Raw genomic sequence first — 25,469 nt, 5'->3', positions numbered from 1 at the left:
TGAGAGGTCAAAGGTAAAATATAAAAAACGAAATACGAATTCTGAATTACGATTTGTTGAAAAGATTTTAAAATATTAATTTTCAAATAGTTTGTCAGGCTGAGCGAAGTCGAAGCTCATACCAGTAGGAAAGCCCTTCGACTTCGCTCAGGGTGACAGTTGGATAAAAAAGAAGAAATTATTTTCCAGTCAATCTCTTTCTAATTTTATGATAATGTTTGTGATAAGTGCTATGACTTGGATAACTTCTGCTCGAAGTCATATTGTTAAAAATAAGGGCTGTTACAAATAAAATCAGAACTCCGGTTAAAACAGGTGAAATTACATACATATATCCCAGGCCTTTTATTTGGGCTGATCCTGTAACAGCAATCAAAGCCGTAGCTCCTCCTGGTGGATGTAGTGTTTTGGTAATCTGCATGAAAATTATGGAAAGTGAAACAGCAAGAGGAGCCGTTAGCCAGATAATATCAGGAACCAGTTTACCAACGGTAACACCAATAAAAGCCGAAATCAAATGACCTCCAATTAAATTACGAGGTTGCGAAAATGGACTTTGAATAATGCCATAAACTAAAACACTTGATGCTCCAAAAGATCCAATTAAGTAAACAGCATCAGGTCCGTAAAAGTGGGAAGATTCAAGATAAGCCAAAATTCCAATGCCAACAAAAGATCCTAAAAACGACCAAAAATGTTCTTTATAATCAATTAAAGTTTCTTTGTAAAGAATATAACGTGTTTTGCGATAGCTTCTTTTTAATTTTTGAGTTGGCATAATTTGATATTCTATTGTGGTATTGTTAGCCACGAATTCACGAATTTTTTACGCTAAATAGATTAGGGAAATTTGTGAATTTGTGGCGAAAAAAAATCATTCTAATCTGTACAATCTGTGGCTAAATTATTTAATCAAAGTTGAGGAATAACTGTACACTGTATATGGATAAATTGCTTTCGCTGTATATTTTGAAATCAGACAAACGGCAAGGATTGGAAAAAACAAAGTGTAATCATTCGTCAAACCGCAGACCAAAAAGATGGCTGTAAATGGAGCATGAATGCTGGCACTTAAAACAGCTGCCATGCCAATAATCATAAAATTGACAGGAATCACATTGACATGGAAAAAGGTATTTAAAACAGAAGCTAATAATAACCCTAAAAATGCTCCGATAAATAAACTAGGCGCAAAAACTCCGCCGTCGCCTCCGGAAGCAAGCGTAATTGAAGTTACAATTGGTTTTAAAATCAATATAGCAATAAAAGATAAAGCGAGAGTTATAGTTAATGGAAGTTGGTTTGAAGTTCCAAAAATCCCTTTTATAGCATGATAACCTTCTCCATATAATTGAGGGAAAAAGAAAAGCGAAATACTTAAAACTGCAGATCCGATAATGATTTTGTAATAATGTTTATTGATTTTCCCAAATTGCGATTTAATAAATAAAACACATTTGGTTAAATAAACAGAATTCATTCCGGCCAAAATTCCTAAAAGGATAAAATAAGGAATGGCTTTTAAATGCCAAGTTGTAATGGAAACCACAAATAAAGGTTCTTCTTTTAAAATGGTCAGTAAACCAAAAGCAATTGAAACAGCAATTAAGTTAGAAATAAGAAAAGCGCGAGTGACTTTTCTGGAAATAACTTCAAAAGCAAATAAAACTCCTGCAATCGGACTGCTGAAAAGTGCTGTAATTCCGGCAGCAACTCCCGCACAAATTAATTCGGTTTTGTATTGACGGAAAACATTTTCTTTTTCATGAGCAACGGAACCAATAGTGGCAGTTGCTACAACTGTCGAAACTTCAATTCCGGTTGAACCTCCAAAAATAACAGTCAATAATCCGTTTATGAAGTGAGATGGAATTTTATAAGATGGAAGATTTTTTTTAGTCTGTGTGCTTTCAAAAACTTCTTTGATACCTTTATTTTCTTTTTTCTTGAAAAGATATTGCCTCAGAAAATAAATTACAGATAATCCGAAAACTGGGAAAATAATGTAAAAGAATGGATGAATTGAAACTTCATGAAAGAAAATTTCTTCGTAATACTCGGTTATTTTTTTGAGTGAAATTCCGAGGAAAGCTGAAAGAAAGCCAATTAAAATAGAAACAATAACTAATTTTCGGAATTTAATGAATTGATGATTTTTTTTGATTTGCGCCGTTTTGTTCATCAGGAGTAAATTTGAAATCGCACTTTTTTTATGCGGATTACAAAATTAAGTATCAAATTCGGTTTTTTATAGGAAATCTTTAATTTAGTGTGTTAAAATGGGGATTAGTAAGAAAAGCTTTCGTATCAAGGTTTTGCCATGAAGGCGTTAAGATGCAAAGATATTTCGCATTTTTTGTCATTTCGACGAAGGAGAAATCACACTAGAAACTCTGTACAGTGTGTCGCCAATCTTTGTCGAATCCCGAGTGTGATTTCTCCTTCGTCGAAATGACAAACTACGTGTTTAGTCGTTGTATTAAACAAAAAAATCTTAGTGTCTTAGCGCCTTCGTGGCAAAAAAAAAAGCTTAACGCTCATAAAACTCAATCGGCAGTAAATCAGGATCAGCAATAAAAGTGAAACGTTTTTGGGTAGTTTCATCAATTCGGATTGGTTCTGATTCTATATTTTTTGATGATAAAAAAGCAATAGTTTCTTCCAGATTGATTACTTCAAAAGCCAAATGACGTAAACCTACGGCTTCAGGTCTTGAAGGTCGTTGCGGCGGATTTGGAAAGGAAAATAATTCAACCACATACGAACCATTTAAAGCCAGATCTAATTTATAAGACTGACGTTCTTCACGATAAATTTCTCTAATAATAGTCAGACCTAATATTTGTGTATAGAAATATTTCGATTTTTCGTAATCGGAACATAAAATGGCAATATGATGGACTTTGTTGAGAGTAAGCATTATGATTTGGATTCAGATTCTTGATTTAATTTTCTAATTACTTTCGCAGGATTTCCAACAGCAAGTGAGTTGTCCGGAATGTCTTTTGTAACCACAGATCCGGCTCCTATAACACAACCTTTTCCAATTGTAACACCAGGACAGATAACCGAATTGCCTCCAATCCAGCAATCGTCTCCAATGGTAACCGGATAAGCATTTTCGAGCGTTTTTCTTAATTCAGCGTCAAGCGGATGCGAAGCGGTGTAAATTTGAACATTCGGCGCAATAAATACATTGGATCCAATATTTACAGGTGCACAGTCTAAAACAACACAGTTTACATTAAAATAAACGTTTTCTCCACAGAAAATATTATAACCGTAATCGCAATGAAAAGGAGGTTCGATATAAAGTCCTGCTCCAGCATTCGGGATCAGTTCTTTTAAAATTTCTTTTGCTTTTTTGGTAACTCTGTATTCTTTTACATTTAGACTATGTAAAAGATTTTTAGCAGCTCGGCGGCCTTTAAATAATTCTGGATCAAAAGCATTGTAGTATTCGCCAGAAATCATTTTTTCTTTTTCTGTTTTCATTATTTTATATTATTCTTTTTTAGAATTTCATTTAAAGAATTACTTCCCCAACCTGTATTCATATTTTTGTTCTGTTTTCTTGTTTCTAGTATTCTTTTATTGATATCATTATCTTTAAAAGAAATTAAAGTTTGTACAATTTGGGTATAAACATAAGTATTGTCTTCTTTTCCTAATCTTTTAAAAAGTGGCTCAATGAAAATAGGGTCTTTTAATTCAAAAATTTTTTTGCAATATATTTCAAATTCAATAACCTTAGCTTCCGAAATTTTGTTTGTAATTATTTCATAAGCTAAATCCTTATCGTTTATTAAAATAAAATTTAAGATTGTTTCATCTAAATTTTCACCAATGATATTTTCATTACTAATTATAGAAAGTGGAGATTGGTTCTCAACTATACAATTTGGTTTTAATTTTTTTTTACTTAATAGATAAGTTTTCGATGAATCTATTTTTAAAAGATATTTGAAACCATCCAGCGTGAGAACATTTTCTTCTTCCCAAATTTTCCAAAGTAAATTATCATAAAGAGTGAATTTGTTCAATATGATTGCATCATAAACAAAGTTTATATGATATTTTTTTATGTTTGGATTTTTAACTTTTGTAAATGGGTAGCTTAATAATTCTAAAGCTTTAGGACTTTTAAAAGCTGCAATAGCAATATATAATTCTCTCCATTCATTATCATAGTGTGTGTCGTTAAGGCCGGAATTAAGATTATCTTCTAAAAATTCTTGAAACCTTAAGTCTGGAAAATTTTGTATTGCTTTATAGGTATAGAAATTGCCAGCATCATCGTCTTTATTATTTAAAATAAGTTCAATATCTTTTTCATTTTTATATTTGGCGAGAGTTACTAAAGCACTTTGATTATTAAATTTAGTTACTAATTCTCTAACTTTTGGATATAATAATTCAGTTGTTTCGGCTTCTTCAATAGCACGAAATCTTGAATCAAGATTATTTTCTTTATAAATTAAAAGACTGTCTAATGTTTTTAGTTCTTTTTCATTCAGTTTTTTAACTTCATCATCAACATAACTTGGAGTAACAAGATTTATAAAAAAATCACCTACTTTTTCTAAAGATGCTGTACATCCAAATTGAGTTTCTATTGCGGAGTCATCCTTTATATGATCTTTTACAATTGGAAATAAATCGATTTCTTTATAATCTAATAAAGCCCAGAAAGAATAACATCTCACAACTCCATTAGTATGATTTGTCAGGGTTATTAATTCCTCTTTTGAAGCATATTTTTTTAATTCTTCGAAGTTGTCATATTGTTTGGGCCTCATCCCAGAAGCATATACTGCAGAGCCCATCAAAACATTGACTTTTTCTATTTTTAGTACAATTTGGCTTGTCTTTTTTCTAATTTTAGATTTATTAGAATCAATTTTCGCGTAGCAATTTGTGCCTAAAATAAAAATGATAAGATATAATACAAAAATCGAAATTCTAAAAACTGATTTATTCATAAAAATTAAATAGAGTGAATCGTTTACATTTTCGTCTTGGCAATTTTATCGTGCATTTTCGGAATTTCCTGTAATGCAGCAGAGCAATACCAAGGCGTTAATTCGGCTTCTAGTAAATTGGCTTTTATGGCGGGGTCTGTTTCTACCAGTTTTTTGGCTTCTTGTACTGTTTCGACATTAAAAATATAAATACCTCTGTAATTTCGGTCGTTTTCCATAAAAGGCCCTGCAACAGCCAGTTTTCCTTCTTTGGCTAATTTACCAATGTTGGCCATATGACCTTCAAACAATTTTTTGCGTTCTTCTTTTGATGCCGTTGTATTGTTTCCCGATTTCAAAAGACAGAAAACATATTTCTTCATTCCGTATTCGTCAGCATTCAGTGACTTTGCCAATTTTTCATCGTATTTTGTTTCAGTATCTTGTGAAAAACCAATTGCACTGAAGAATAAAAAAGCTAAAAAGAAAACAGCATTTTTCATAATATTTAGGTGTTTAATAACTTCTTCAAAATAACAATCTGTCCTAAATGATACACGTCATGCTGAATAATTCCATGAATATGTTCGTAATACGTATGACCATTATTGACATAGATTTTTGCTAAATCTTCATCATTAAAACTTTCAAAAAAAGCATTCCAAGATTCCTGTGATTTTGCTAATGTTTGAAGCGATTGTGCCCAAGCTGCTTCAGAAGGATCTAAAACAGGTACAAAATAATTATGATCTGGAGTTATGATTACTTCTCCCTGCATGCGTTCCAGAATGTTTCTTCTCCACTGTATAAGATGATTCACAATTTCCCAAATCGTGTTTAGGTTTGGATTGGCTTTTTTATACGCTTGTTCTGCCGTTACATTTTTTAAGGTATTAGCCAGATTAACTTCCAGCCAAGGATTTCCATTATAAATGGACTGATATAAATTTGAGATTCTTTTGCTTTCTGACATAAATGGTGATTTTTTGGAATTCCTAGCTAAGATACAAATTTTGGTATTTACAACTCATCCTCGAAAATCTACAGTTGGGTTATTATATATTTTTTAACAGGAATTGTTAAAATACATTTGCTTCATCAAAAACCAAAAATGATATGAAAACCAGAATTACTTTTATTTTATTATTGTTAAGCACTTTGACTTTTGCTCAAAATGTTATTTCGGGAAAAGTTACAGACCAAAAAGGTAAACCGGTTGCTGGTGCAAATATTTACATTGATGGAACTTATGATGGAGCAACAAGTTCTGAAACTGGGGAATTTTCTTTTGAGACAACTGCAGAAGGAAATCAGTTTATAGTAATCAGCTTTTTACTTTTCGAAACCTATAAGAAAGAAATCGATGTTACTAATTTTAAAGATCAAGTAATAAAATTAAGAGAAAATATGAATGCTCTTGATGCAGTTGTAATTACGGCAGGAACTTTAGAATCGGGAGATAAAGCAAGAGTTTCGGTTTTAAAACCTTTAGATATTGTAACTACAGCGGGTTCGGCAGGAAATATTGTTGCCGCTTTACAGACTTTGCCAGGTACGCAGACTGTAGGGGAGGACGGACGTTTGTTTGTGCGTGGAGGTGAAGCCAGCGAAACACAGACTTTTGTTGACGGAATCAGAGTCGCACAGCCTTATGGTGCAACAACAAACAACTTACCAACAAGAAGCCGTTTTTCTCCTTTCTTGTTTAGCGGAATTGCTTTTTCTACTGGTGGATATTCAGCTGAATATGGTGAAGCGTTATCAAGTGTTTTGCTTTTGAATACTAATGACGAAGAGGATCATGAAAAAACAGATATTGGATTAATGACGGTTGGATTGAGTTTAGGAAATACGCAGAAATGGAAAAAAAGTTCTTTGAGTGTGAACATGGCTTATATCAATTTAGCTCCTTACCAAGCCGTTATTCCTCAGAATGTAGATTGGAATAATCCCTATCAATCACTTGGTGGTGAAACGGTTTATAGATATAAATTTACAAACGGAATCTTCAAATTATACGCTTCTTTTGATTCAGAAAAATTCGATTTAAATCAGAAAAACATCAATTTCGAAAATCCAATTAGAACGGATATGAACAATAACAACTTTTATCTGAATTCTTCTTATAAAGGAACAATTGGAACTGGCTGGCAGTTAACATCTGGAATCAGCTACGGTTACAGTAAAAATAAACTGAAGTATGATATTACTGATGTGGACAGTGATGAAAATGCAGCGCAGTTAAAATTGAAATTATCAAAAAAGGTTTCTAACTTCTTCAGATTATCTTTTGGGACAGATTGTTTTATTACAAAATACAACCAAAATTTTGATGACAATGTTTCTATCAGTGGTGCCAACGGATACGACTCTAATATTTTTGCAAGTTATGCTGAAGGCGATATTGCTTTTTCTAAAAACCTAGCTTTAAAAGTTGGTTTAAGATATTCGAACAACAGTTTATTAAACGAAAACAATATTGCACCGAGAGCTTCCTTAGGATTTAAAGCTTCAAAAAGCAGTCAGTTTTCATTTGCTTACGGAGATTTTACTCAAACGCCTGTTGTAGATTATATTAAATATTCAAAATACCATCAGTTTGAAAGTGAAAAAGCAAGACATTATATTTTGAATTACACTTTTACAAAACCTGGACAATTGCTTAGAACAGAGTTGTATTACAAAGATTACAGCAATTTAGTTCAATATGATACACAAGACATTCAGTACAATTCGGTATTCAATAATAACGGTTCAGGTTACGCAAAAGGATTTGATTTGCTTTGGAGAGATAGCAATCTGTATAAAAACTTAGAATATTGGATTTCGTATTCTTATATCGACTCAGAAAGACAATATAAAAATTTCCCAACGATGGCAACTCCCAATTTTATTGCGAATCATAGTTTGTCAGTTGTAACAAAGTATTTCATTACAGACTGGAAATCACAAGTAGGATTTACAAATAGTTTTAGTTCAGGGCGTCCATACAATGACCCAAACCAAACGCAATTCATGAGCGGCAAAACAAAATCATATAATAGTTTGAGTTTCAACTGGGCTTATTTATTGACAACACAAAAAATCCTTTATTTCTCAGTGTCAAACATTTTAGGAACTCAGAATGTTTTTGGATATGATTATGCCAAAACGCCAGACGCAAGCGGAGTTTATCAAAGACAAGCCGTAGTGCCAACTGCCGATAGATTTTTCTTCGTAGGGTTCTTCTGGACAATCAGCCAGAATAAAAATGAGAATCAGTTGAAAAACTTGTAGTTCCTGGTATAGATGCTGAGATTCTGAGATACTAAGAGAAAAACTTAGAAGCTCAGCATCTCAGAAACTCAGCATCTTAAAAAGAAACAAAGTGGCAAAGTTTCAGAGGTTTTACATATATATTTAAAAAGAAAAACCTTTGTTACTTTGTAACTCTGAACCTTTGAACCTCAAGGAAAAAACAATTCATCATCAAAAATCAACAACTCGGTATCATTTAATTTTAAAACAGTAAAATCCGACATACTTTTGAAGTATAAATTAAAAGGGACAAAGAAACAAAGTGACAAAGGGTCAAAGTTTTTTAAATGTTAATAATAAGAAAATCAATACTCTGAACCTTTGCAACTCTGAACCTTTGTACCTGAAAAAGAGTTTTAATCATCAATAAAAAAACTTAGAATCTTAGCAACTTAGAACCTTAGTAACTTTAAAAAAAAGAAATCATGACCAAAATTATCACAGTTATTACATTATTTATCTGCAGTTTATTATCTGCACAGACACAATTTGAACAAGGAATGAACAAAGCTTTCGGACTTTGGAAAGAAGGAAAAAATGCAGAAGCTTCTGCAATGTTTGAAAGAATTGCAGCAGCAGAAAAAACGAGCTGGCTTCCTAATTATTATGTTGGTTTAGTAAACACATTAGCCGTTTTTACAGAAAAAGATAAAACAAAAATCGATTTGTTGTTGACCAAATCTCAAGACGCTGTAGATGCAGAAATGCTAAAAGACCAAAGCAATTCAGAATTATATGTTTTACAAGCTTTAATTTATACTGGATATGTCGTGGCAGATCCAATGACAAACGGAATGAAATATTCAGGAAAAGTGATGGAAGCTTACGCAAAAGCTAAAGCATTAGATCCAAACAATCCAAGAGCCGTTTTTGGTGAAGCTGATTACCAATTAGGAGGAGCAAAATGGACAGGAGTAGATACAAAACCTTTATGTGCACAAGTGAATAAAGCTATCGAACTTTTTGGTACATTTAAACCAGAAACGCCTTATTCTCCAAAATGGGGATTAGAAAGAGCTTTAGAAGTTCAAAAAACTTGTAAATAATTTAAACAGTTATAAGCCACCATGATATTAAAACCTAATTTGTTAAAAGCATGTTTAGTTGGAGGAATAGTATTTTTATTTTCTTTTCTAATTCGGTTTGCTTCTTTAGGAACAGCAGTTTTCAACAAGAATCTTTACATCTATTTCTTGTACTGCATGCTTTACAGTGTGGTTTTGTATATCGTAAATGTTGTTCTTTTTGAGTTTTTGGATAGGGTTTTCAAAGAAAATCCATATTCGCTAAAAAGAATCCTAATAGGTTTTATAAGTTCATTTTTGATATCGATGATCATAATCGGAATATTACGTTTGTTTACAAATGTAATAATCGAGAACAGGACCATCATTGGTTTTCTTGCCCATGAACAAGCAGAAAATTATATCGAATCAGCGGTAATGACATTTATTGTTTTATTGTTTTTTCATGGACTTAATTTTTATAAACTCTATCAGGAAAATAAAGTCACACAGCAGAAAATTATTGCTGGAACCGCAAATGCGAAATTTGAAAGTTTAAAAAACCAGATTGACCCGCATTTTCTTTTTAACAGTTTGAATGTTTTAAGTTCATTGATTGAAGAAAATCCAGATAATGCACAGCGTTTTACCACTTCTTTATCTAAAATCTATCGATATGTTTTAGAGCAGAAAGATAAAGAACTGGTTTCGGTTGAAGATGAATTGTCTTTTGCAAAAACCTACATGAATCTGTTGAAAATGCGTTTTGAGAACAGTTTGTTTTACGAACTGCCAACAGAAAACATAAATCCAGAAGCAAAAGTAGTACCGCTTTCGTTACAGCTTTTACTCGAAAATACGGTTAAACATAATGTGGTAAGTGAGCAGAAACCCTTGCACATTAGAATATTTATTGATAAAGATTATTTGGCTATCCAAAATGATCTTCAGAAGAAAGAAGTGCTGCAGGACAGGCGAGGTGTTGGACTGCAGAATATTGTAAATCGATACGGAATTATAACCGATAGAAAAGTAAAAGTTCAAGAAGACGATAAAAATTTTACGGTTAGAATTCCAATTTTAACAAAACAAATTGCAGTTATGGAAGCAAATGCAGATTTCAACGACGAAGCAAAAGCTTATTATAGAGCTAAAAAAAGAGTAGAAGAACTAAAAGGATTTTATGCCAATGTGATTTCTTATTGTTGTGTTATTCCGTTTTTAATTTTTATAAACTTACGATTTTCACCAGGATTTCAATGGTTTTGGTTTTCTGCTTTAGGATGGGGATTCGGAGTAGCAATGCACGCCTTTAAAGTGTTTGGTTACAGCTCCGATTGGGAAGAAAGAAAGATCAGAGAGATTATGGAAAGAGACAACAAACAAAAAACTTGGAAATAATCATGGAAAAAGATTTTACAGAAGCAGATCGTTATTATGATGCTCAAAAGAAAGTAAAAGAAATTCGAGAGTTTTACGAGCATCTTACAGTTTATGTATTGGTAAATCCAATTGTAATTGTAGTAAATCTTATGACTTCGCCTGGATATTTATGGTTTTTATGGTGTTTGATGGGCTGGGGAATGGCAATTGTTTTACACGGATTGAAAGTTTTTAGTCTGCCTCCTTTCTTTAATAAAAAATGGGAAGAAAGAAAGATTAAAGAAATCATGGACAAAGAAAAAAATAGAAAAACTTGGGAGTAATTATGGAAACTAATTTTAATACAGATCAAGAACAGCAAGAATTGCAACAATTGGCCAGCAAAAAAGTTTTGAAACTGAAATCATTTTACAAGCATACATTTCTTTACATGATTGGAATGACTCTTTTCCTTTTAAAAGAATATACAGAACTGCCTTTGAATGTTTTTCCAATTCGGTTTTTAAATGGTGTTGTAATGATTATCTGGTCAGCAGTTTATATAGGTTCAGCAATTGACGTTTTTGCTTCTTTCAGAATTTTTGATGAGGAATGGGAGGCACGTAAAGTAAAAAGTATTTTAGATAAAAGACAAAAAACACAAAAATGGGAGTAATTATGGAAATGAATTTAAATGAAGAGGATAGATACCTCCAAGCAAGAAAAAAAGTTGAAAATATAAAAGGCTTTTATGGCAATCTAGTTGCTTTTGTATTAGTGAATGCAATTTTGATTTTTATAAATTTATATACATCACCGCAATATTTATGGTTTTTTTGGCCATTATTATGGTGGGGAGTAGGAGTAGTTTTTCATGGGTTAAAGGTTTTTGAAGTTTTTCCAGGAATGGGTAAAGAATGGGAAGAAAGAAAAATCAAAGAATTTATGGAAAAGGAAAAACAGAATAAAAACAAGTGGAAATAATTAGTTTAAAAGCATAATATTATGGGACGTTTAAGAAGACAATTTTATGATGAATTAGGAAGAGAATACGAGAAACATTATGGAAAGGAATTTACGGGAGACGAAAGTTACAATGCAGCTTACAAAAAGGTAAAAAAGATAAAAGGGTTCTATTCACATTTGAAGGTTTATATAATAGTAAATATCATTATTATTGCATCAAGTTTAAGCAGGAACCATGAAGTAGGAGGAATTGATTTCAGCGGTTTGTCTGAATGGCATACCTATTCGACAGCCTTGTTTTGGGGAATTGGTTTAGTAGCACATGGATTGTCTGTTTTTAGTTCAGAATGGTTTTTCGGTTCTGATTGGGAGCAAAGAAAAATCCAAAAATATATGGATAAAGAAGCTTCAAATAAAAATAAATGGGAGTAACTTTGAACGAATATTTTTTCAAATTTTAGCATTATAGTAAATGATCACATTAATTATAGAAGACGAAAAACCAGCGGCAAGATTGCTGCAAAGAAAACTTGAAAAGTTAGATGTAAAAGTAGAAACGATGCTTCATTCGGTTGAAGAATCTATCGAATGGTTTGAAAACAATCCACATCCCGATTTAATTTTTTTGGATATCCAATTGTCAGATGGTTTATCGTTCGAAATTTTTGAAAAGATTGATATAAAAAGTGCTATCATTTTTACCACTGCTTATGATGAATATGCCTTAAAGGCCTTCAAATTAAACAGTATTGATTATCTTTTAAAACCAATTGATGAAGATGATCTGGAAACAGCAGTTTCAAAATTCAAAACCCGAATGCCGAAAGCTGAGGCAGAAACTTCAAACCTGCAATTAGACTTTGAGCAGATTCGCCAAATGCTTTCCAATCCTTTTGAGAAAACGTATAAAAAAAGATTTACGGTTAAAATTGGACAGCATTTAAAAGTTATTACTACAGAAGAAATCGAATGTTTCTTTAGCGAAAATAAAGGAACTTATATCCATACTTATGACAATCGTGATTATTTGATCGATTCGACTTTGGAAATTCTGGAACAGGAACTAGACAAAAAGGATTTCTTTCGCGTAAGCAGAAAATTTATTGTGCCATTAAAAGCAATCAAAGAAATTCAGGTTTATACGAATTCACGTTTAAAAGTGATTTTACCAAGTTATAAAGACGATGAGGTAATCGTGAGCCGTGAGAAAGTGCAGGATTTTAAAGCTTGGCTGGGATAGTTTTTTAATGGATTGCAAGATGTGTCGTTCTTACGGAACTTTATTTAGGACGGATTTATTATGCCAACGGATTAAAATCAGTTGCTACAGTATCTTTTTCATTCCTACGGAATTTTTAATTTTTCTCAATAACTTTTCGTTGTTTAAGAAGAACCATTGGCTCGATACATTTTGTAAGGTTGAATTTTAATCCAGTCGCTACAATATATTTTCATTCCTACGGAATTTTTATTTTTTCTCAATGACTTTTTGTTGTTTAAGAGCCATTGGCTCGATACATTTTGTAGGGCTGGATTTTTAAATCCAGTTAAAAAAATAATGCGTTCGCAATAGAGAGCCGTAGGTTCGAATCATATAATTAGTTTAATATTCATAAACAACAAAAAAAAGAGCTGAAAATTTCAGCTCTTTTTAGGTATCGTTCATAACGTTATTTACTTAATCTATGTAACGTAAACGTCATTGCACTCAAAAGGAAAAACGCCATAATCTGGTGAATTAATCCTAATGCTAAAGGAACGCTGTATAATAAAGTAAATACTCCAAGTAAAAATTGAATAAAAACAAAAACTACTAAAGTATTGATTCCGTTTGATTGTGTTCTGGTAAGAGTATATTTTTTACTTTTAAAGAATAGAAACAGAATTGCGGCTACCACAACATAAGCAAAAGTTCTGTGTACAAACTGAACCCCGCTTTTTCCTTCAATTAAATTCTTTACCAAAGAAGACTGCTCAATAAAAACCGATTCGTGGATAAATTCTCCGTCACTCATTAACGGCCAGTGATTGTGAATTAATCCTGCATTTAACCCTGCCACAAATCCACCATAAATAATCTGAATTAATAAAGCTACTAAAGCATAACGTGCAATGGTGCGAAGCGGTAAAATTTTATTGATATTTCTTTCAGGATAAATTAAATCAAGTGCCACCCAAAGTGTATAAGCAAAAGTGATAAAAGCAAAAGTTAAGTGTAATGAAAGTCTGAAGTGGCTTACGTCTGGATTGTCAATCAGTCCGCTGCGAACCATAAACCATCCTAGAAATCCTTGGAAACCTCCCATTGCTAAAAGAACAATACACTTTTTTATAGTTGGAGTGTCTAATTTCTTTTTGGCTAAAAAGTAAACAAAAGGAACAAAGAAAACCAATCCGATAATGCGACCGATGAATCGGTGAAACCATTCCCAGAAATAGATGAATTTATAATCTGCTAATTGGAAATCGTTGTGAATATTAATTTTTTGGTATTCAGGAAACTTTTTATATTCGTCAAAAGCGGCCTGCCATTTGGCTTCTGTCATTGGCGGAAATGTGTCGGTTACCAAATGCCAGTCGGTCATCGATAAACCCGAATTGGTTAAGCGGGTAATTCCGCCCACAACAACCATTAAAAATAATAAAACACAACCCGATAGTAACCAAATGATTACTGATTTATTCTCTTTTTTCATTCTTTTCCGATTAATTCGATTTCGTTTGATTTGCTAATTTTTTTTATGTAGATTTTTATAATAAATATATTTAGAAGACTATTCAGTAAGATTATTGCCAGCAATGTTATTATAACACCTCCATTTGTGTTTTCATCAATTTCGAAGTACTTTTTTAGAATAATATTTTGAAATTTTATATAGAAAAACGTTATAAATGCTATTGCAATAATATTGATGAATAAAAACATCAATTTATGTTTTGTTGTATTCTTATTAATAACCTTCAGTTTTTTGATAAAAAGAAGATTGGGAATTGTTAGCATTGCGAAAAGCATGATTAGAATAAGAAAACCAAGCATGTCTTTTATTTTTTAGGTTTTAAGTTTAATTTCTCGGCTCTTTTAATCACAAAATCATAAGCTGCCTGATATTCATTTGGAATAATGCCTTCTAAAATAGCTTCTTTAACCGCTTCTTTTAAAACACCAATTTCTCTTGAAGGTTTCAAATCAAATATTTCCATAATTTCTTCTCCCGTAATTGGCGGTTGGAAATTACGTACATGATCACGTTCTTCAACTTCTACAATTTTCTTGCGGACAACTTCGAAATTCTTATGATATTTTTTGAATTTCGAAGGATTTTTGGTTGTAATGTCGGCCTCACATAAAGTCATTAAATTTTCTACATCTTCGCCAGCATCAAAAACTAAACGACGAACCGCACTGTCAGTCACAATATCTTGCGCCAAAACAATCGGGCGTGAACTCATGATAACCATTTTCTGCACAAATTTCATTTTGTGATTTAAGGGCATGTGCAAACGTTCAAAGATTTTCTTCGCCATTTTTCCGCCTAAAAATTCATGTCCGTGAAAAGTCCAGCCTTGTTTTTTATTGAAACGTTTGGTTGGTGCTTTTCCAATATCGTGCAATAATGCAGACCAGCGCAACCATACGTCATCCGTATTTGGACAAATGTTATCTACAACTTCTAGTGTATGGTAAAAATTGTTTTTATGGGTATGACCTTCGATTTCTTCAACCTGATTTAAAGCAGTTAATTCAGGTAAAATCAAATCTAAAAGCCCGGTTTTGTATAAAAGTAAAAAACCAGTTGAAGGTTTGTCAGTCAAAAGAATTTTATTTAGTTCATCCACAATTCTTTCGCCAGAAATGATTTTAATGCGATCTGCATTTTTTGTGATGGCATTTAATGAATTTTCTTCAATTTCGAAATTCAATTGTGTTGCAAAACGAATGGCACGAAGCATTCGCAAAGGATCATCAGAATAGGTAATATCTGGATCCAAAGGCGTTTTTATTGTTTTATTTTCTAAATCGGTCAATCCATCAAACGGATCTAAAAGATCTCCGAAATTAGTTGAATTCAATGATAAAGCCAACGCATTGATCGTAAAATCACGACGATTTTGATCGTCTTGCAAAGTTCCGTTTTCCACAATTGGATTTCGGCTGTCACGATTGTAAGACTCTTTTCTTGCACCCACAAATTCAATATCGGTATCTTCAAAACGAAGCATAGCAGTTCCGTACGTTTTAAAAACCTGAACTTTTGGTTTGTTCGGAAGTAAATCGGAAACTTTAAGAGCCAATTCAATGCCGCTTCCAACTGCCACAACGTCGATATCTTTTTTTGAACCTCGATTTAAAAGCAAATCACGAACAAATCCTCCTATCACATAAGAGTCAACTTTTAATTCCTGAGAAGCTTTCGAAATAATATCGAAGATTTTGTTTTGTAAAGCAGTTTTATAGTTTGTTTGTATCGCCACGAATTCAATTTTTGAATAAAAGTGCATTTTAAATTTAAGTAGAAATAAAATGCATGCAAATTTACAACATAGAAAATGCCTATTATAATCTACAGCCCACTTTTTTGAACAATTTCACATTTTGTTGCATTGATTTTTATGAATTGAGAAAGGGTGGCCACGAATTTCACGAATTTTCACGAATTTATTTTTTCTGCCACAGATTATTAGGATTAAAATGATTAAAAAATCTGTGGAAATCTGTTTATCCCGATAGCTATCGGGAGTGGCAAAAAATCTTTGTAGAAATAATTAGTGTAATTCGTGAATTCGTGGCGAAAAAAACTATACCCTCATAAAACAAATCAATTTCGATAATCAATTTTTAGAAATTCAATTTGTATTTTTGAATCATAGAAAAAAGCACACATGAAAATTGTTATATCTCCAGCGAAATCATTGAATTTCGAAAAAGAATTACCAACATCTCAATATACTGAACCTTCATTCTTAAAAGAAGCCAGAGTGGTTCATAAAGTTGTAAAGACAAAAAAGCCAGCTGAATTATCAGAACTTATGTCAATATCAGATAAACTAGCCGATTTAAACTGGAAACGAAACCAAGAATGGAAAACGCCTTTTACAGCTGAAAATGCTCGCCCGGCAGTTTATACTTTTGATGGTGACGTTTATACAGGTTTGGATGCTTATACGATTCCGCTAGAGAAATTAGATGTTTTACAAGATAAATTGAGAATTTTATCTGGACTTTATGGTCTTTTAAAACCTTTAGATTTAATGCAGGCTTATCGTTTAGAAATGGGAACTAAAATGCCAGTCGGCGAATATAAAAACCTTCACGAGTTTTGGAAACCTGTTGTAACTAAAGCTTTAAACAAAGAATTGAAAAAAGATGAACTATTCGTGAATTTAGCGAGTAATGAATATTTCTCTGCTGTTGATGTAAAAGCTTTAAAAGTTCCTGTAATTACTCCAGATTTTAAAGATTACAAAGATGGAAAACTAAAAATGATCAGCTTCTTTGCTAAAAAGGCGAGAGGAATGATGGTTCGTTATATCATCGATACTAATGCTGAAACTATTGACGATTTAAAAGGTTTTAATTACGAAGGATACCGTTTTGATGCTAATCTTTCAAAAGGAAATCACTTGGTTTTTACAAGATAGGTTTTTTAAAGATGCTGAGGTTCTAAGATACTAAGGGACTAAGTTTTTTAGCATAAAGCTTATAAACTGAAAACTGTCACTGAAAACTGTGACTAAAAAATAAACGCCGAATTCTAAATAATGAATTCGGCGTTTCTGCGTATTATAAACTTATTATTATTAATGCATTGCGTCGGCTGCACTAATTTTGTTCTTCCCTTTTTTAATGAAGAGAATAATCGGTATGCAACATAAAAACATAATTCCTAAGTAAAGGAAAATATCCATATAAGCCATTACAGTACTTTGTTTCATGACTGACATTTCGATAGCTTGATACGCTTTTTTCAGTGCCACATCAGCGCTGTATCCTTTTGCCATAAACGCATGTTGCATTCCTGCAATTCGCTGTTGTACTTCAAATTTGGCTGGGTCAAGATTATTAATCAAATCTACTCGGTGCGACTGGCTGAAACGGGTAATGAATGTGGTAATAATCGCAATACCAAAAGATCCACCTAACTGACGCATCATTCCAGTAAATGCCGCTCCTTCACCAATTTGTTTTCCTTTTAAAGTCGAAAGCGAAAGTGTGGTAATGGGAACGAAAAGTAATCCTAATCCAATCCCTCTTAAAATTAAAGGCCAGTACATATGTTCAACTCCAGTATCTGGTGTCATACGGCTGTACATCATGAAGGTGAAGAAGAAGAAAATCAAAAATCCAACTCCAACCATATAGCCCTGTGGAACACCTTTCTGAATCATATTACCCACAAACGGCATCATAACCGCTGTTGTAATAGATCCTGGAATTAATAATAAACCAGCATCAGTTGCTGTCCATCCTAAAATCGACTGTGTATAGATTGGGATAATTAAAGTTGAACCGTATAATCCAAAACCTAAGATGAAACACATTACAGTTCCAATTCTTAAGTTTCCATCTTTTAAAACACTTAAGTTTACAATTGGATATTTGTATGTAAGCTCTCTCCAAATAAAAAGAACCAATCCTAAGACTGTAACAACACTTAAGGTTACAATAAGTGAATCATTAAACCAGTCATCTTGTTGTCCGTGTTCCAGTACGAATTGTAAAGAACCAATAAAAGTACTCAACAAAATAATTCCCCACCAGTCAACCTGATTGGCTTTTAATTTTTCACCATATTTCGGACTTCTAACAAAAGTAATTGCCAAAATTGTAGCAATAATCCCTAACGGAATATTGATGTAGAAAATATACGGCCAAGAATAATTATCTACTAAATATCCTCCTAATGGCGGACCAAGAGTTGGACCAACAATTACTCCCATTCCGTAAATAGCCTGTGCCATTCCACGTTTTGCTACGGGATAACTTTCTGTAATAATCGTTTGGGCTGTTACCAGCAGCGCTCCACCACCCATACCTTGTACGAATCGGAAGGCAACAAGTTCCCAAATATTGGTGGCATTACCACACAAAAAGGAACAGACTGTAAATATTATAATGGAAGCCACAAAATAGTTACGTCTTCCAAATTGCTGTGATAGCCAGCTCGTCATCGGAATTACAATAACATTCGCAATTGCGTATGCTGTAATTACCCATGCCACATCGGTCAAGGTAGCACCAAGACTTCCGCGCATGTCTGTCAGCGCTACGTTTACAATCGTAGTATCCACGATTTCCAACAGTGCACAAAGTACTGCTGTAATCGTAATGACAACACGTCTGAAACCGTATTCTACTAAATCGTCGTCTGCTTGTACTGCTCCTGCCATGTTTTATTTTAAATGTACATCAACGTCAACGTTCATTCCTGGTCTTAAAAGTTTTACTTTTTCAGGATCGTTAGATTCGTCAATCGTGATTTTTACTGGTAATCTCTGAATTGTTTTTACGAAGTTTCCTGTTGCGTTATCAGGAGGTAACAATGAAAAACGAGACCCTGTTGCAGGAGAGAAAGAAGATACAGTTCCTTTAAACTCATAGTTTGGATATGCATCTACTTTTAAACTTACTTTTTGTCCCACAACCATTTTGTTCAATTGAGTTTCTTTAAAGTTAGCTACAACCCAAGCCTCATTGTTATTGATGATATAAAATAAAGATTGTCCTGGCTGTACCAATTGTCCTGGCTGAATATCTACTTTAGAAACTTGACCATCAATTGCAGCAGTAACAACAGTATAAGAAAGGTTTAAGTGCGCAACATCTAACATTGTTTTTGCTTTTTTGATGTTTGCTGCAGCAACCTCGGTTTGTTTGTCAGAAACTTTAGATTTTGACTGGATAACCGATTTTTGGTAAGAAGTCGCTTTTTGCTGCTGTTCTAAAACTCGTACTTGGTTTTCAGCCTCTTCTTTTGCAGTTAAAGCTTGCTCGTATTGCTGTTTTGTAATCGTATGCGTTTTGTACAAGTTATTGTAACGGTTATAATCGTTTGTAAGCTGTCTCAATCTAATCTTTGCACTTTCGATAGAACCACTTGCAGATCTCATTTGAGCATCAGAAACAGAGATGCTTGCATAAGCACTTCCGATATCTGCTTTTGCAGCTTCAAATTGTCCTTCAGCTCCCAATAAAGCAGCGTTAGCTTCATCAATCTTTAATTGATAATCTCTCTTGTCGATAGTAAATAAAGTATCTCCTTTTTTTACATAATCATTATCTTTCACATACACTTTGCTGATATATCCCGAAACTCTTGGGATAATCGGATTCATTCTTTTTTCAATCTGAGCGTCATCAGTTTCTTCGTGAGCTTGTGCGTGTAAATATTTAGAGATTCCGTATGTTCCTCCCACTAAAACCAAAACGGCTAGTATGATAATGAATTTTTTATTTGTCTTTTTCTTTTCCATGAGAGTTATCGATTATATTTTTGAAAGATTGAATGATTGTGATAATTGTCCTGATACTGAAAGTAATTCGTAGTATTTTTGAATAATATTTGCTTTGGCTACAGCAGTGTTAATTTTTGCACTTAATTGTTCAACATCAGCTTCAACCAAGTCATTGGTGTCTGCCAAACCATTGTCGAATTTATCTTTTACTAATCTGTAGTTCTCTGCTGCCTGCTGAAGGGCTTCTTCATAAACCACACTTTGGTTGATTGCTAGGTCATAATCTTCAAGAGATTTCTGAACTTCAACTTTAATACGGTCTGTCATGATAGCTTCAGTGTTTTTAACTTCTAAAGCTCTGCTTTCAGCTTCTTTAACGTGTGCACTGTTTTTTAAGATTCCAGATAAATCATACGATAAACCTAAACCAAAATTCATTGCATATTTTACTGTAATAATATCTTTAAGATCTAAAGCTGTATAACCTCCAAGCAATGAAAGTGTTGGGTAGTAACCTGCTTTTGCAATCTTAATATTTGCCTCCGAAGCTTTAGATTGCAAACGAATGGCTTCTAAATCTTTTCTGCTTTCCAATGCTAATGCATCAGTAGTTGGAGCATTATTTGTTTTTAAATTAAAGAAATCATCTTCATTTACCTGAAGTTTTGTTTCAGGAGCCATTTTCAATAAAGTTGTCAGGTAGAAATTGATGTTGTTTAAGTTGTTAGTTGCTTCATCAATAGATAATTGAGTTTTTGAAACTAACAATTGTGCTTTCAATAAATCATTTCTCGGAATAATTCCGTTTTTCTCTAATTCAGTGAAATCAGTAACACGTTGTTTAGCGCTTTTTTGATTTTCGTTTAAAACATCTAAAGTTTTTTGTGCTTTGTATAAAGCAGTGTAATAAGTAATTACTTTTAAAGCAACATCTTCTTTCGTTTTTGCAGCATTTGCAGTTTCAGCTTCATACATGCTGTCGTAAGCATCAATGCTACTTTGAATTTTAAAACCTGCAAAAATTGGTAAGCTTAAATTTGCCATTCCAAGCATAGCGCGATCTGGAGAAGCTAAAGAAGCACTTTCGCCCTGACCAGGCATATCAATCGAAGCTTTTGTTAGGCGCTGATATTGACCAGAAATTTTAAGATCTGGATACTGATTGTTTTTTACGGCTGTTAACTCGTGTTTTTTGGTGTTTACCTTAGTGTTGGCAAGTGTAACTTCGTTACTCTTTTCCCAAGCCATCTTTACGGCTTCATCTAAAGTTAAACTTGTTTTTTCTTGTGCTTCTACTGAAGATATTCCGATAAAGAAAACTCCAAAGAGCATTAATTGACTAATTTTCATAAACAAGTAGCGCTTTTATAGTTTGTTGAATGTGCTTTGTAAGATCGTTTTTAATGTAATTGTTAAACATTTCTTCCGTTTTTAAATCAAATAATTCTTCGAAGAAAGAGCGATTCATATGAAAGTGAAAAAAGGTTCCAATAATAGTTGGGGTAATCAGTTGGATATTAACATCTTTTCTGAAAACTCCTTGAGCTTGACCTTGCTTGATAATGCTTTCAACTGATTTTAAATTTCCTTTTTTAAGTTCAGTAAATGCTTGCAGGCTTTTTTCTCTCTTTTTATTGTAAAGTTCAAAATGTAAAACCCTGTAAATCCCTTTGTTAAGGCAAATTCTGTTAATGTAAATTTCGATTAATTTATTGACTTTTTCAAGAGGTTCGATACTTTCTTGTAATAAATTTTCGAGTTGTAGTTTTAAATCAACAGTTTTGTGAAAAATCAAAGCTTCCAGTAGCCTTTCTTTTGAACCAAAATAATACGAAACCATGGCAATGTTGATTTTTGCCTCTTTGGAAATGTCTCGTATTGATGTCCCCTCAAATCCTTTCTCAGAAAAAAGCTTTTCAGCTACATTAAGAATCTGAATTTTTTTGTCGTTTAATTCGATCTGTGACATGGTATTGTTTCTAATCGAATGCAAAATTAAACAGTTGTTTAATTTAAACGCTTGTTTAATTTTATTTTAACACAATATTAACATAAAACGGTGTAGTTGTTTTTAACTCTTTACATTCATTTTATCCAGAGTTAGTAAGGTTTTTGGACGGTTATATAAAAGTTAATATCAACTTTTAGATCTGTTGCCGAAGCCTCATTTTCAATTTTTAGTGTCTGCCATGAAGTGGTAGGATGTATCCAAATATCTTTTGTCCAATTTGTTTTTATAGGCATAACAAAGTCTTTGTTGCAATTTGAATAACGGTAATTGAGTAGTCCATTTTTAAATTGATACTCTAAAACAGGAATCTTGTTTGTTCTCAAATATTGATCAAATAGATACTGAAAATTAATACCAGATTTTGTACTTACATAAGTTTCAATTTCCTGTGTTGTAACAACTTTATTATGGTAATTTCGATTTAGACCACGCAATATTTCTCGAAATTTTTGATCATCGTTTATAATAGCTCCTATCATATGCATAACAGCCCAGCCTTTTACATAATTGTCGTTGCTTCCATCTTCGTTTATTCCATATCGTCCTATGACAGGTTTGTCATTTTCTATCGTTCTGAATCGGCCATTCATAAATTCATTTCCAGCCTGTCTGCCACACAAATCAGCTATAACCAGTTCTTCACCTAAACCGGCAAATCCTTCCTGAATCCATCTATCAGTAATATCACTTGCTGTGATATTATTGCCAAACCATTCATGAGCTATTTCATGAACAATAATTTTATCTGTTTTCTTGCCCCAGCCTGTATTCGAAATATCGCCTCCTTTTTTGTTTGTTCCTTTTTTATAAGAACTGCCATAAGCAATGGCGCTTTGATGTTCCATTCCTATGTAAGGAGCATCAACCATTTTAAAGCCGTCTTCATGAAAAGGGTAGGGACCATACCAATGTTCGAGAGATTTCATCGTAATTTTAACTTCGGGAATCATGTGGGTTATAGCTTTTTCTTTATTATAGTCGAGAATCCAGAAGTCCATGGTTAAAGGACCTTTTTCACTATTAAAAGTTTCGTTGAGATTGATATAATTCCCAATATAAAAAGTAATGCCATAATGATTAATCGGGTTTTTGACTTCCCATTTATAAGTTGAAGTATTGTCAGGTTTTTTAATTTTACTTTTTAAACGTCCATTTCCAATTGCTACTAAACTGTCTGGTACAGAAATACTAATACTTGCTCCTTTGTCGGGTTCATCATATAAGGCATTTTTGCAAGGATACCATAAACTAGCTCCTTTGTACTGACAGGCAACAGAAATCCATGGGCGATTTAAGGAATCTTTCGCCCAGACCAAGCCTCCATCCCAAGGCGGTTTTATTGATTCTGTAGGTTTCCCCGAATAATAAATCGTGATTTTATTATTTTTAGGAAGAAGTTTTTTAGGAAGTTTTATGTACCAGATATTTTCATTCTGAGTATAAGTAATCTTTTTTCCTTTCTGAAAAATACTGTCAATTTTAAGAGGAGCGACAAGATCAATCTGCATTAAATCAGAATGTTCTTTTTGGACAATATTGTATTCGATTGTATTTTTTCCCGATATTGTTTTGGTAGTGTAATCAGGTTTTATAGTAAGGTCGTAATGCTGAATGTCCCACCAAATTCTTTCTGGAGTGATTGATCCGTTTAAAGTATCTTGTTTTGTTGGTATACGCAAAGTAGATTTTTCTTGTGCATATACCATACAAAACATTAAGTTTAAGAAAAGTATAGACAATACTTTTACTGGAGAATATTGTTGCATAACACGGATTCTTAAATTGAAATACCGTGTAATTTACGTTTAATTATCGAATCTCTCCAACAAACTCTTCAATTTTACCGCTTCCGCTTTCGCTTAAATATTTAATAAAAGCACTTCCAATAATAGCACCTTTAGCATATTTAGTAGCTTGATTAAAAGTTTCTTTATTCGAAATTCCGAAGCCAACAATTTGTGGGTTTTTCAAATTCATTTCAGCAATTCTTTCAAAATAGGTTTCCTGAGTATTTCCAAAGCCAGACTGTGATCCTGTAACGCTTGCAGAACTTACCATATAAATGAATCCGTTTGAAACGCTGTCAATAAAACGAATACGTTCATCTGAAGTTTGAGGAGTAATCAAAAATACATTGATCAAACCATATTTTTCGAAAATCGCTTTGTATTCGTCGGCGTAAACATCAACCGGAAGATCAGGAATAATTAATCCGTCAATCCCAATTTCAGCACATTTTTTGCAGAAAGCTTCAACACCATATTGTAACATCGGGTTAAAATATCCCATAATAATCAACGGAATTTTTACGCTTTCGCGGATGTTTTTCAGCTGGTCGAAAAGAATCTGAGTCGTCATTCCGTTATGAAGTGCCTGTGTAGAACTAGCCTGAATAGTTGGCCCATCTGCCAAAGGATCACTGAAAGGAAGTCCAATTTCGATTAAATCAACTCCGTTTTTTTCTAAATCCTGAATAATCTGCACTGTATCATTTAAGTTTGGATATCCTGCAGAAAAATAGATGGAAAGTATCTTTTTATCTTCTTGTAATTTTTGAGTTATTCTATTCATTTTTAGTATGTTTTTCTCCTTCAAGGTTTCCAAAACCTTGTAGGTGTTTTATGTTTTTAAGTGATTTATACCTACAAGGTTTTGGAAACCTTGAAGGAGTTTAGACTAATTGATAATAACTTTAGTTTCCCAATTATCATTTCGTTTTTCAACCAATAATAATCCGGCGTCATAATCATTTATTTGTCCAACTAATTCTCCTTTATTATTCCAGAAAGCACTTTGCCCAGCTGAAGGAGAACCCCAGGATTCACCGCTGAAATTCGACATTAAGACATTCATTTTGTGCTTTTCAGCATAATTTTTTAAAGCTTTGTACGCATTTGGAATTCCGTTTGGTGAAAAGAAAATACTTGCAATATAAATATCAGTTTTATTGTTTGAAGCATTTTCCGGATGTTTTGGATTGTCAATATCCGCACAAATGGCAAATGAAATATTTTGATCTTCAATAGTAATCATCGGATTATTATCAAATGAAGACTGGAAGAATTCATCTTCGCCTTCATGTAGAAACTGCTTCGTATAAATCGAAACCGAATCGTTTGGAGCAATAATGAACTCACCAATAAACAATTGATTTTCTTTTAAAATTGGAGCTCCGGCAACAATGATAATATTATAATCTGTAGCCAAATCTTTCAGATGATCGATCCTGTAATCGTCTTCGGCGAAAGCGAAATCCATAGCATTTTCTCTTTCATATCCAGTAATTGACATTTCAGGAAAAGCAATTAATTGTGCTCCATTTTGTGCAGCCAATTCAATAAGTCTGTAATGGTCTAATAAATTTGAAGCAATATTGCCGCGTTTTGGTTTTGTTTGTGCTACCGCTAAAATCAT

Annotated in this window: 25 protein-coding genes; 9 read left to right on the top strand and 16 right to left on the bottom strand. The window is 32.9% G+C overall.

Annotated features, from left to right (window positions below; translation table 11 throughout):
* Positions 1-178: 178 nt before the first annotated feature.
* The 7 genes from BM289_RS07260 to BM289_RS07230 all read right to left on the bottom strand — a co-directional run bounded on the left by BM289_RS07260 (position 179) and on the right by BM289_RS07230 (position 5,934).
* Positions 179-778 (bottom strand): HPP family protein, encoded by a 600-nt coding sequence (locus BM289_RS07260; protein ID WP_091492078.1) that lies wholly within the window; start codon positions 776-778, stop codon positions 179-181.
* 126 nt (positions 779-904) lie between these two features.
* Positions 905-2,182 (bottom strand): chloride channel protein, encoded by a 1,278-nt coding sequence (locus tag BM289_RS07255; RefSeq protein WP_091492076.1) that lies wholly within the window; start codon positions 2,180-2,182, stop codon positions 905-907.
* Positions 2,183-2,530: 348 nt separating this feature from the next.
* On the bottom strand, positions 2,531-2,920 hold the full coding sequence (gloA2, locus tag BM289_RS07250; protein WP_091492075.1) for an SMU1112c/YaeR family gloxylase I-like metalloprotein: 390 nt from the start codon (positions 2,918-2,920) through the stop codon (positions 2,531-2,533).
* Positions 2,920-3,495, bottom strand: coding sequence for a sugar O-acetyltransferase (locus BM289_RS07245; RefSeq protein WP_091492073.1), 576 nt, complete (start codon positions 3,493-3,495; stop codon positions 2,920-2,922). Before BM289_RS07245 ends, gloA2 begins: the two co-directional genes overlap by 1 nt.
* Positions 3,495-4,982: a hypothetical protein gene (locus BM289_RS07240; RefSeq protein ID WP_091492072.1), complete on the bottom strand. Its 1,488-nt coding sequence runs from the start codon at positions 4,980-4,982 to the stop codon at positions 3,495-3,497. The genes BM289_RS07245 and BM289_RS07240 overlap by 1 nt, the downstream gene beginning before the upstream one ends.
* A gap of 23 nt (positions 4,983-5,005) precedes the next feature.
* On the bottom strand, positions 5,006-5,464 hold the full coding sequence (locus tag BM289_RS07235; RefSeq protein WP_091492070.1) for a YciI family protein: 459 nt from the start codon (positions 5,462-5,464) through the stop codon (positions 5,006-5,008).
* Positions 5,465-5,469: 5 nt separating this feature from the next.
* On the bottom strand, positions 5,470-5,934 hold the full coding sequence (locus BM289_RS07230) for a DinB family protein (RefSeq protein ID WP_091492069.1): 465 nt from the start codon (positions 5,932-5,934) through the stop codon (positions 5,470-5,472).
* Between the two features lie 143 nt (positions 5,935-6,077).
* Here BM289_RS07230 and BM289_RS07225 point away from each other — a divergent pair, with 143 nt between their 5' ends.
* The 8 genes from BM289_RS07225 (at position 6,078) to BM289_RS07190 (ending at position 12,830) form a co-directional block, all read left to right on the top strand.
* Positions 6,078-8,237: a TonB-dependent receptor gene (locus BM289_RS07225; protein WP_091492067.1), complete on the top strand. Its 2,160-nt coding sequence runs from the start codon at positions 6,078-6,080 to the stop codon at positions 8,235-8,237.
* Between the two features lie 446 nt (positions 8,238-8,683).
* The gene (locus tag BM289_RS07220) at positions 8,684-9,304 is read left to right on the top strand and encodes a hypothetical protein (RefSeq protein ID WP_091492065.1); all 621 of its coding nucleotides are present in this window, start codon (positions 8,684-8,686) and stop codon (positions 9,302-9,304) included.
* 21 nt (positions 9,305-9,325) lie between these two features.
* Positions 9,326-10,663, top strand: a complete 1,338-nt coding sequence (locus BM289_RS07215; protein ID WP_091492064.1) for a 2TM domain-containing protein — start codon at positions 9,326-9,328, stop codon at positions 10,661-10,663.
* A 2-nt stretch (positions 10,664-10,665) separates the two neighbouring features.
* Positions 10,666-10,968: a 2TM domain-containing protein gene (locus tag BM289_RS07210; RefSeq protein WP_091492062.1), complete on the top strand. Its 303-nt coding sequence runs from the start codon at positions 10,666-10,668 to the stop codon at positions 10,966-10,968.
* 2 nt (positions 10,969-10,970) lie between these two features.
* A complete protein-coding gene (locus BM289_RS07205) occupies positions 10,971-11,300 on the top strand; it encodes a 2TM domain-containing protein (RefSeq protein ID WP_091492061.1) in 330 nt (109 codons plus the stop codon).
* Complete coding sequence (locus BM289_RS07200; protein WP_091492059.1) at positions 11,291-11,608, top strand: 2TM domain-containing protein; 318 nt, start codon at positions 11,291-11,293, stop codon at positions 11,606-11,608. Before BM289_RS07205 ends, BM289_RS07200 begins: the two co-directional genes overlap by 10 nt.
* Positions 11,609-11,629: 21 nt before the next feature.
* A complete protein-coding gene (locus BM289_RS07195; protein WP_091492057.1) occupies positions 11,630-12,022 on the top strand; it encodes a 2TM domain-containing protein in 393 nt (130 codons plus the stop codon).
* A 40-nt stretch (positions 12,023-12,062) separates the two neighbouring features.
* Positions 12,063-12,830 carry a LytR/AlgR family response regulator transcription factor gene (locus BM289_RS07190; protein ID WP_091492055.1) on the top strand — a complete coding sequence of 256 codons (768 nt, stop codon included), beginning with the start codon at positions 12,063-12,065 and terminating at the stop codon, positions 12,828-12,830.
* A 430-nt stretch (positions 12,831-13,260) separates the two neighbouring features.
* On the opposite strand, the gene BM289_RS07185 is transcribed toward BM289_RS07190, so the two are convergent.
* Positions 13,261-14,286, bottom strand: a complete 1,026-nt coding sequence (locus tag BM289_RS07185) for a COX15/CtaA family protein (RefSeq protein WP_091492053.1) — start codon at positions 14,284-14,286, stop codon at positions 13,261-13,263.
* A gap of 346 nt (positions 14,287-14,632) precedes the next feature.
* On the bottom strand, positions 14,633-16,090 hold the full coding sequence (locus tag BM289_RS07175; protein ID WP_091492049.1) for a CCA tRNA nucleotidyltransferase: 1,458 nt from the start codon (positions 16,088-16,090) through the stop codon (positions 14,633-14,635).
* 381 nt (positions 16,091-16,471) lie between these two features.
* Here BM289_RS07175 and yaaA point away from each other — a divergent pair, with 381 nt between their 5' ends.
* Positions 16,472-17,230: a peroxide stress protein YaaA gene (yaaA, locus tag BM289_RS07170; protein WP_091492048.1), complete on the top strand. Its 759-nt coding sequence runs from the start codon at positions 16,472-16,474 to the stop codon at positions 17,228-17,230.
* 159 nt (positions 17,231-17,389) lie between these two features.
* Here yaaA and BM289_RS07165 read toward each other — a convergent pair whose 3' ends face one another.
* From BM289_RS07165 to BM289_RS07135, 7 genes are all read right to left on the bottom strand, one after another.
* Entirely contained in the window at positions 17,390-18,979 is a 1,590-nt protein-coding gene (locus BM289_RS07165) for an MDR family MFS transporter (protein WP_091492046.1), read from the bottom strand.
* A gap of 3 nt (positions 18,980-18,982) precedes the next feature.
* Positions 18,983-20,062, bottom strand: a complete 1,080-nt coding sequence (locus BM289_RS07160) for an HlyD family secretion protein (RefSeq protein WP_091492045.1) — start codon at positions 20,060-20,062, stop codon at positions 18,983-18,985.
* A gap of 12 nt (positions 20,063-20,074) precedes the next feature.
* Positions 20,075-21,394 carry a TolC family protein gene (locus tag BM289_RS07155; protein WP_091492043.1) on the bottom strand — a complete coding sequence of 440 codons (1,320 nt, stop codon included), beginning with the start codon at positions 21,392-21,394 and terminating at the stop codon, positions 20,075-20,077.
* Positions 21,384-22,013 carry a TetR/AcrR family transcriptional regulator gene (locus BM289_RS07150; RefSeq protein ID WP_091492042.1) on the bottom strand — a complete coding sequence of 210 codons (630 nt, stop codon included), beginning with the start codon at positions 22,011-22,013 and terminating at the stop codon, positions 21,384-21,386. The genes BM289_RS07155 and BM289_RS07150 overlap by 11 nt, the downstream gene beginning before the upstream one ends.
* Positions 22,014-22,144: 131 nt before the next feature.
* A complete protein-coding gene (locus BM289_RS07145) occupies positions 22,145-23,821 on the bottom strand; it encodes a M1 family metallopeptidase (RefSeq protein ID WP_091492040.1) in 1,677 nt (558 codons plus the stop codon).
* A 43-nt stretch (positions 23,822-23,864) separates the two neighbouring features.
* A complete protein-coding gene (gene trpA, locus BM289_RS07140; protein WP_091492038.1) occupies positions 23,865-24,626 on the bottom strand; it encodes a tryptophan synthase subunit alpha in 762 nt (253 codons plus the stop codon).
* A 105-nt stretch (positions 24,627-24,731) separates the two neighbouring features.
* Complete coding sequence (locus BM289_RS07135) at positions 24,732-25,469, bottom strand: carbon-nitrogen hydrolase family protein (RefSeq protein ID WP_091492037.1); 738 nt, start codon at positions 25,467-25,469, stop codon at positions 24,732-24,734.

The organism is Flavobacterium phragmitis (assembly GCF_900112575.1).
GTDB classification, from domain to species: domain Bacteria; phylum Bacteroidota; class Bacteroidia; order Flavobacteriales; family Flavobacteriaceae; genus Flavobacterium; species Flavobacterium phragmitis.
The sequence above is the reverse complement of the archived record's forward strand: the minus strand, read 5'-3'. Positions and strand labels throughout refer to the sequence as shown.

Bases quoted from the DNA above. Each gene is read 5' to 3' on its own strand.
- BM289_RS07260 (WP_091492078.1), bottom strand. From the start codon at position 778: ATGCCAACTCAAAAATTAAAAAGAAGCTATCGCAAAACACGTTATATT.
- BM289_RS07255 (WP_091492076.1), bottom strand. From the start codon at position 2,182: ATGAACAAAACGGCGCAAATCAAAAAAAATCATCAATTCATTAAATTC.
- gloA2 (WP_091492075.1), bottom strand. From the start codon at position 2,920: ATGCTTACTCTCAACAAAGTCCATCATATTGCCATTTTATGTTCCGAT.
- BM289_RS07245 (WP_091492073.1), bottom strand. From the start codon at position 3,495: ATGAAAACAGAAAAAGAAAAAATGATTTCTGGCGAATACTACAATGCT.
- BM289_RS07240 (WP_091492072.1), bottom strand. From the start codon at position 4,982: ATGAATAAATCAGTTTTTAGAATTTCGATTTTTGTATTATATCTTATC.
- BM289_RS07235 (WP_091492070.1), bottom strand. From the start codon at position 5,464: ATGAAAAATGCTGTTTTCTTTTTAGCTTTTTTATTCTTCAGTGCAATT.
- BM289_RS07230 (WP_091492069.1), bottom strand. From the start codon at position 5,934: ATGTCAGAAAGCAAAAGAATCTCAAATTTATATCAGTCCATTTATAAT.
- BM289_RS07225 (WP_091492067.1), top strand. From the start codon at position 6,078: ATGAAAACCAGAATTACTTTTATTTTATTATTGTTAAGCACTTTGACT.
- BM289_RS07220 (WP_091492065.1), top strand. From the start codon at position 8,684: ATGACCAAAATTATCACAGTTATTACATTATTTATCTGCAGTTTATTA.
- BM289_RS07215 (WP_091492064.1), top strand. From the start codon at position 9,326: ATGATATTAAAACCTAATTTGTTAAAAGCATGTTTAGTTGGAGGAATA.
- BM289_RS07210 (WP_091492062.1), top strand. From the start codon at position 10,666: ATGGAAAAAGATTTTACAGAAGCAGATCGTTATTATGATGCTCAAAAG.
- BM289_RS07205 (WP_091492061.1), top strand. From the start codon at position 10,971: ATGGAAACTAATTTTAATACAGATCAAGAACAGCAAGAATTGCAACAA.
- BM289_RS07200 (WP_091492059.1), top strand. From the start codon at position 11,291: ATGGGAGTAATTATGGAAATGAATTTAAATGAAGAGGATAGATACCTC.
- BM289_RS07195 (WP_091492057.1), top strand. From the start codon at position 11,630: ATGGGACGTTTAAGAAGACAATTTTATGATGAATTAGGAAGAGAATAC.
- BM289_RS07190 (WP_091492055.1), top strand. From the start codon at position 12,063: ATGATCACATTAATTATAGAAGACGAAAAACCAGCGGCAAGATTGCTG.
- BM289_RS07185 (WP_091492053.1), bottom strand. From the start codon at position 14,286: ATGAAAAAAGAGAATAAATCAGTAATCATTTGGTTACTATCGGGTTGT.
- BM289_RS07175 (WP_091492049.1), bottom strand. From the start codon at position 16,090: ATGCACTTTTATTCAAAAATTGAATTCGTGGCGATACAAACAAACTAT.
- yaaA (WP_091492048.1), top strand. From the start codon at position 16,472: ATGAAAATTGTTATATCTCCAGCGAAATCATTGAATTTCGAAAAAGAA.
- BM289_RS07165 (WP_091492046.1), bottom strand. From the start codon at position 18,979: ATGGCAGGAGCAGTACAAGCAGACGACGATTTAGTAGAATACGGTTTC.
- BM289_RS07160 (WP_091492045.1), bottom strand. From the start codon at position 20,062: ATGGAAAAGAAAAAGACAAATAAAAAATTCATTATCATACTAGCCGTT.
- BM289_RS07155 (WP_091492043.1), bottom strand. From the start codon at position 21,394: ATGAAAATTAGTCAATTAATGCTCTTTGGAGTTTTCTTTATCGGAATA.
- BM289_RS07150 (WP_091492042.1), bottom strand. From the start codon at position 22,013: ATGTCACAGATCGAATTAAACGACAAAAAAATTCAGATTCTTAATGTA.
- BM289_RS07145 (WP_091492040.1), bottom strand. From the start codon at position 23,821: ATGCAACAATATTCTCCAGTAAAAGTATTGTCTATACTTTTCTTAAAC.
- trpA (WP_091492038.1), bottom strand. From the start codon at position 24,626: ATGAATAGAATAACTCAAAAATTACAAGAAGATAAAAAGATACTTTCC.
- BM289_RS07135 (WP_091492037.1), bottom strand. From the start codon at position 25,469: ATGATTTTAGCGGTAGCACAAACAAAACCAAAACGCGGCAATATTGCT.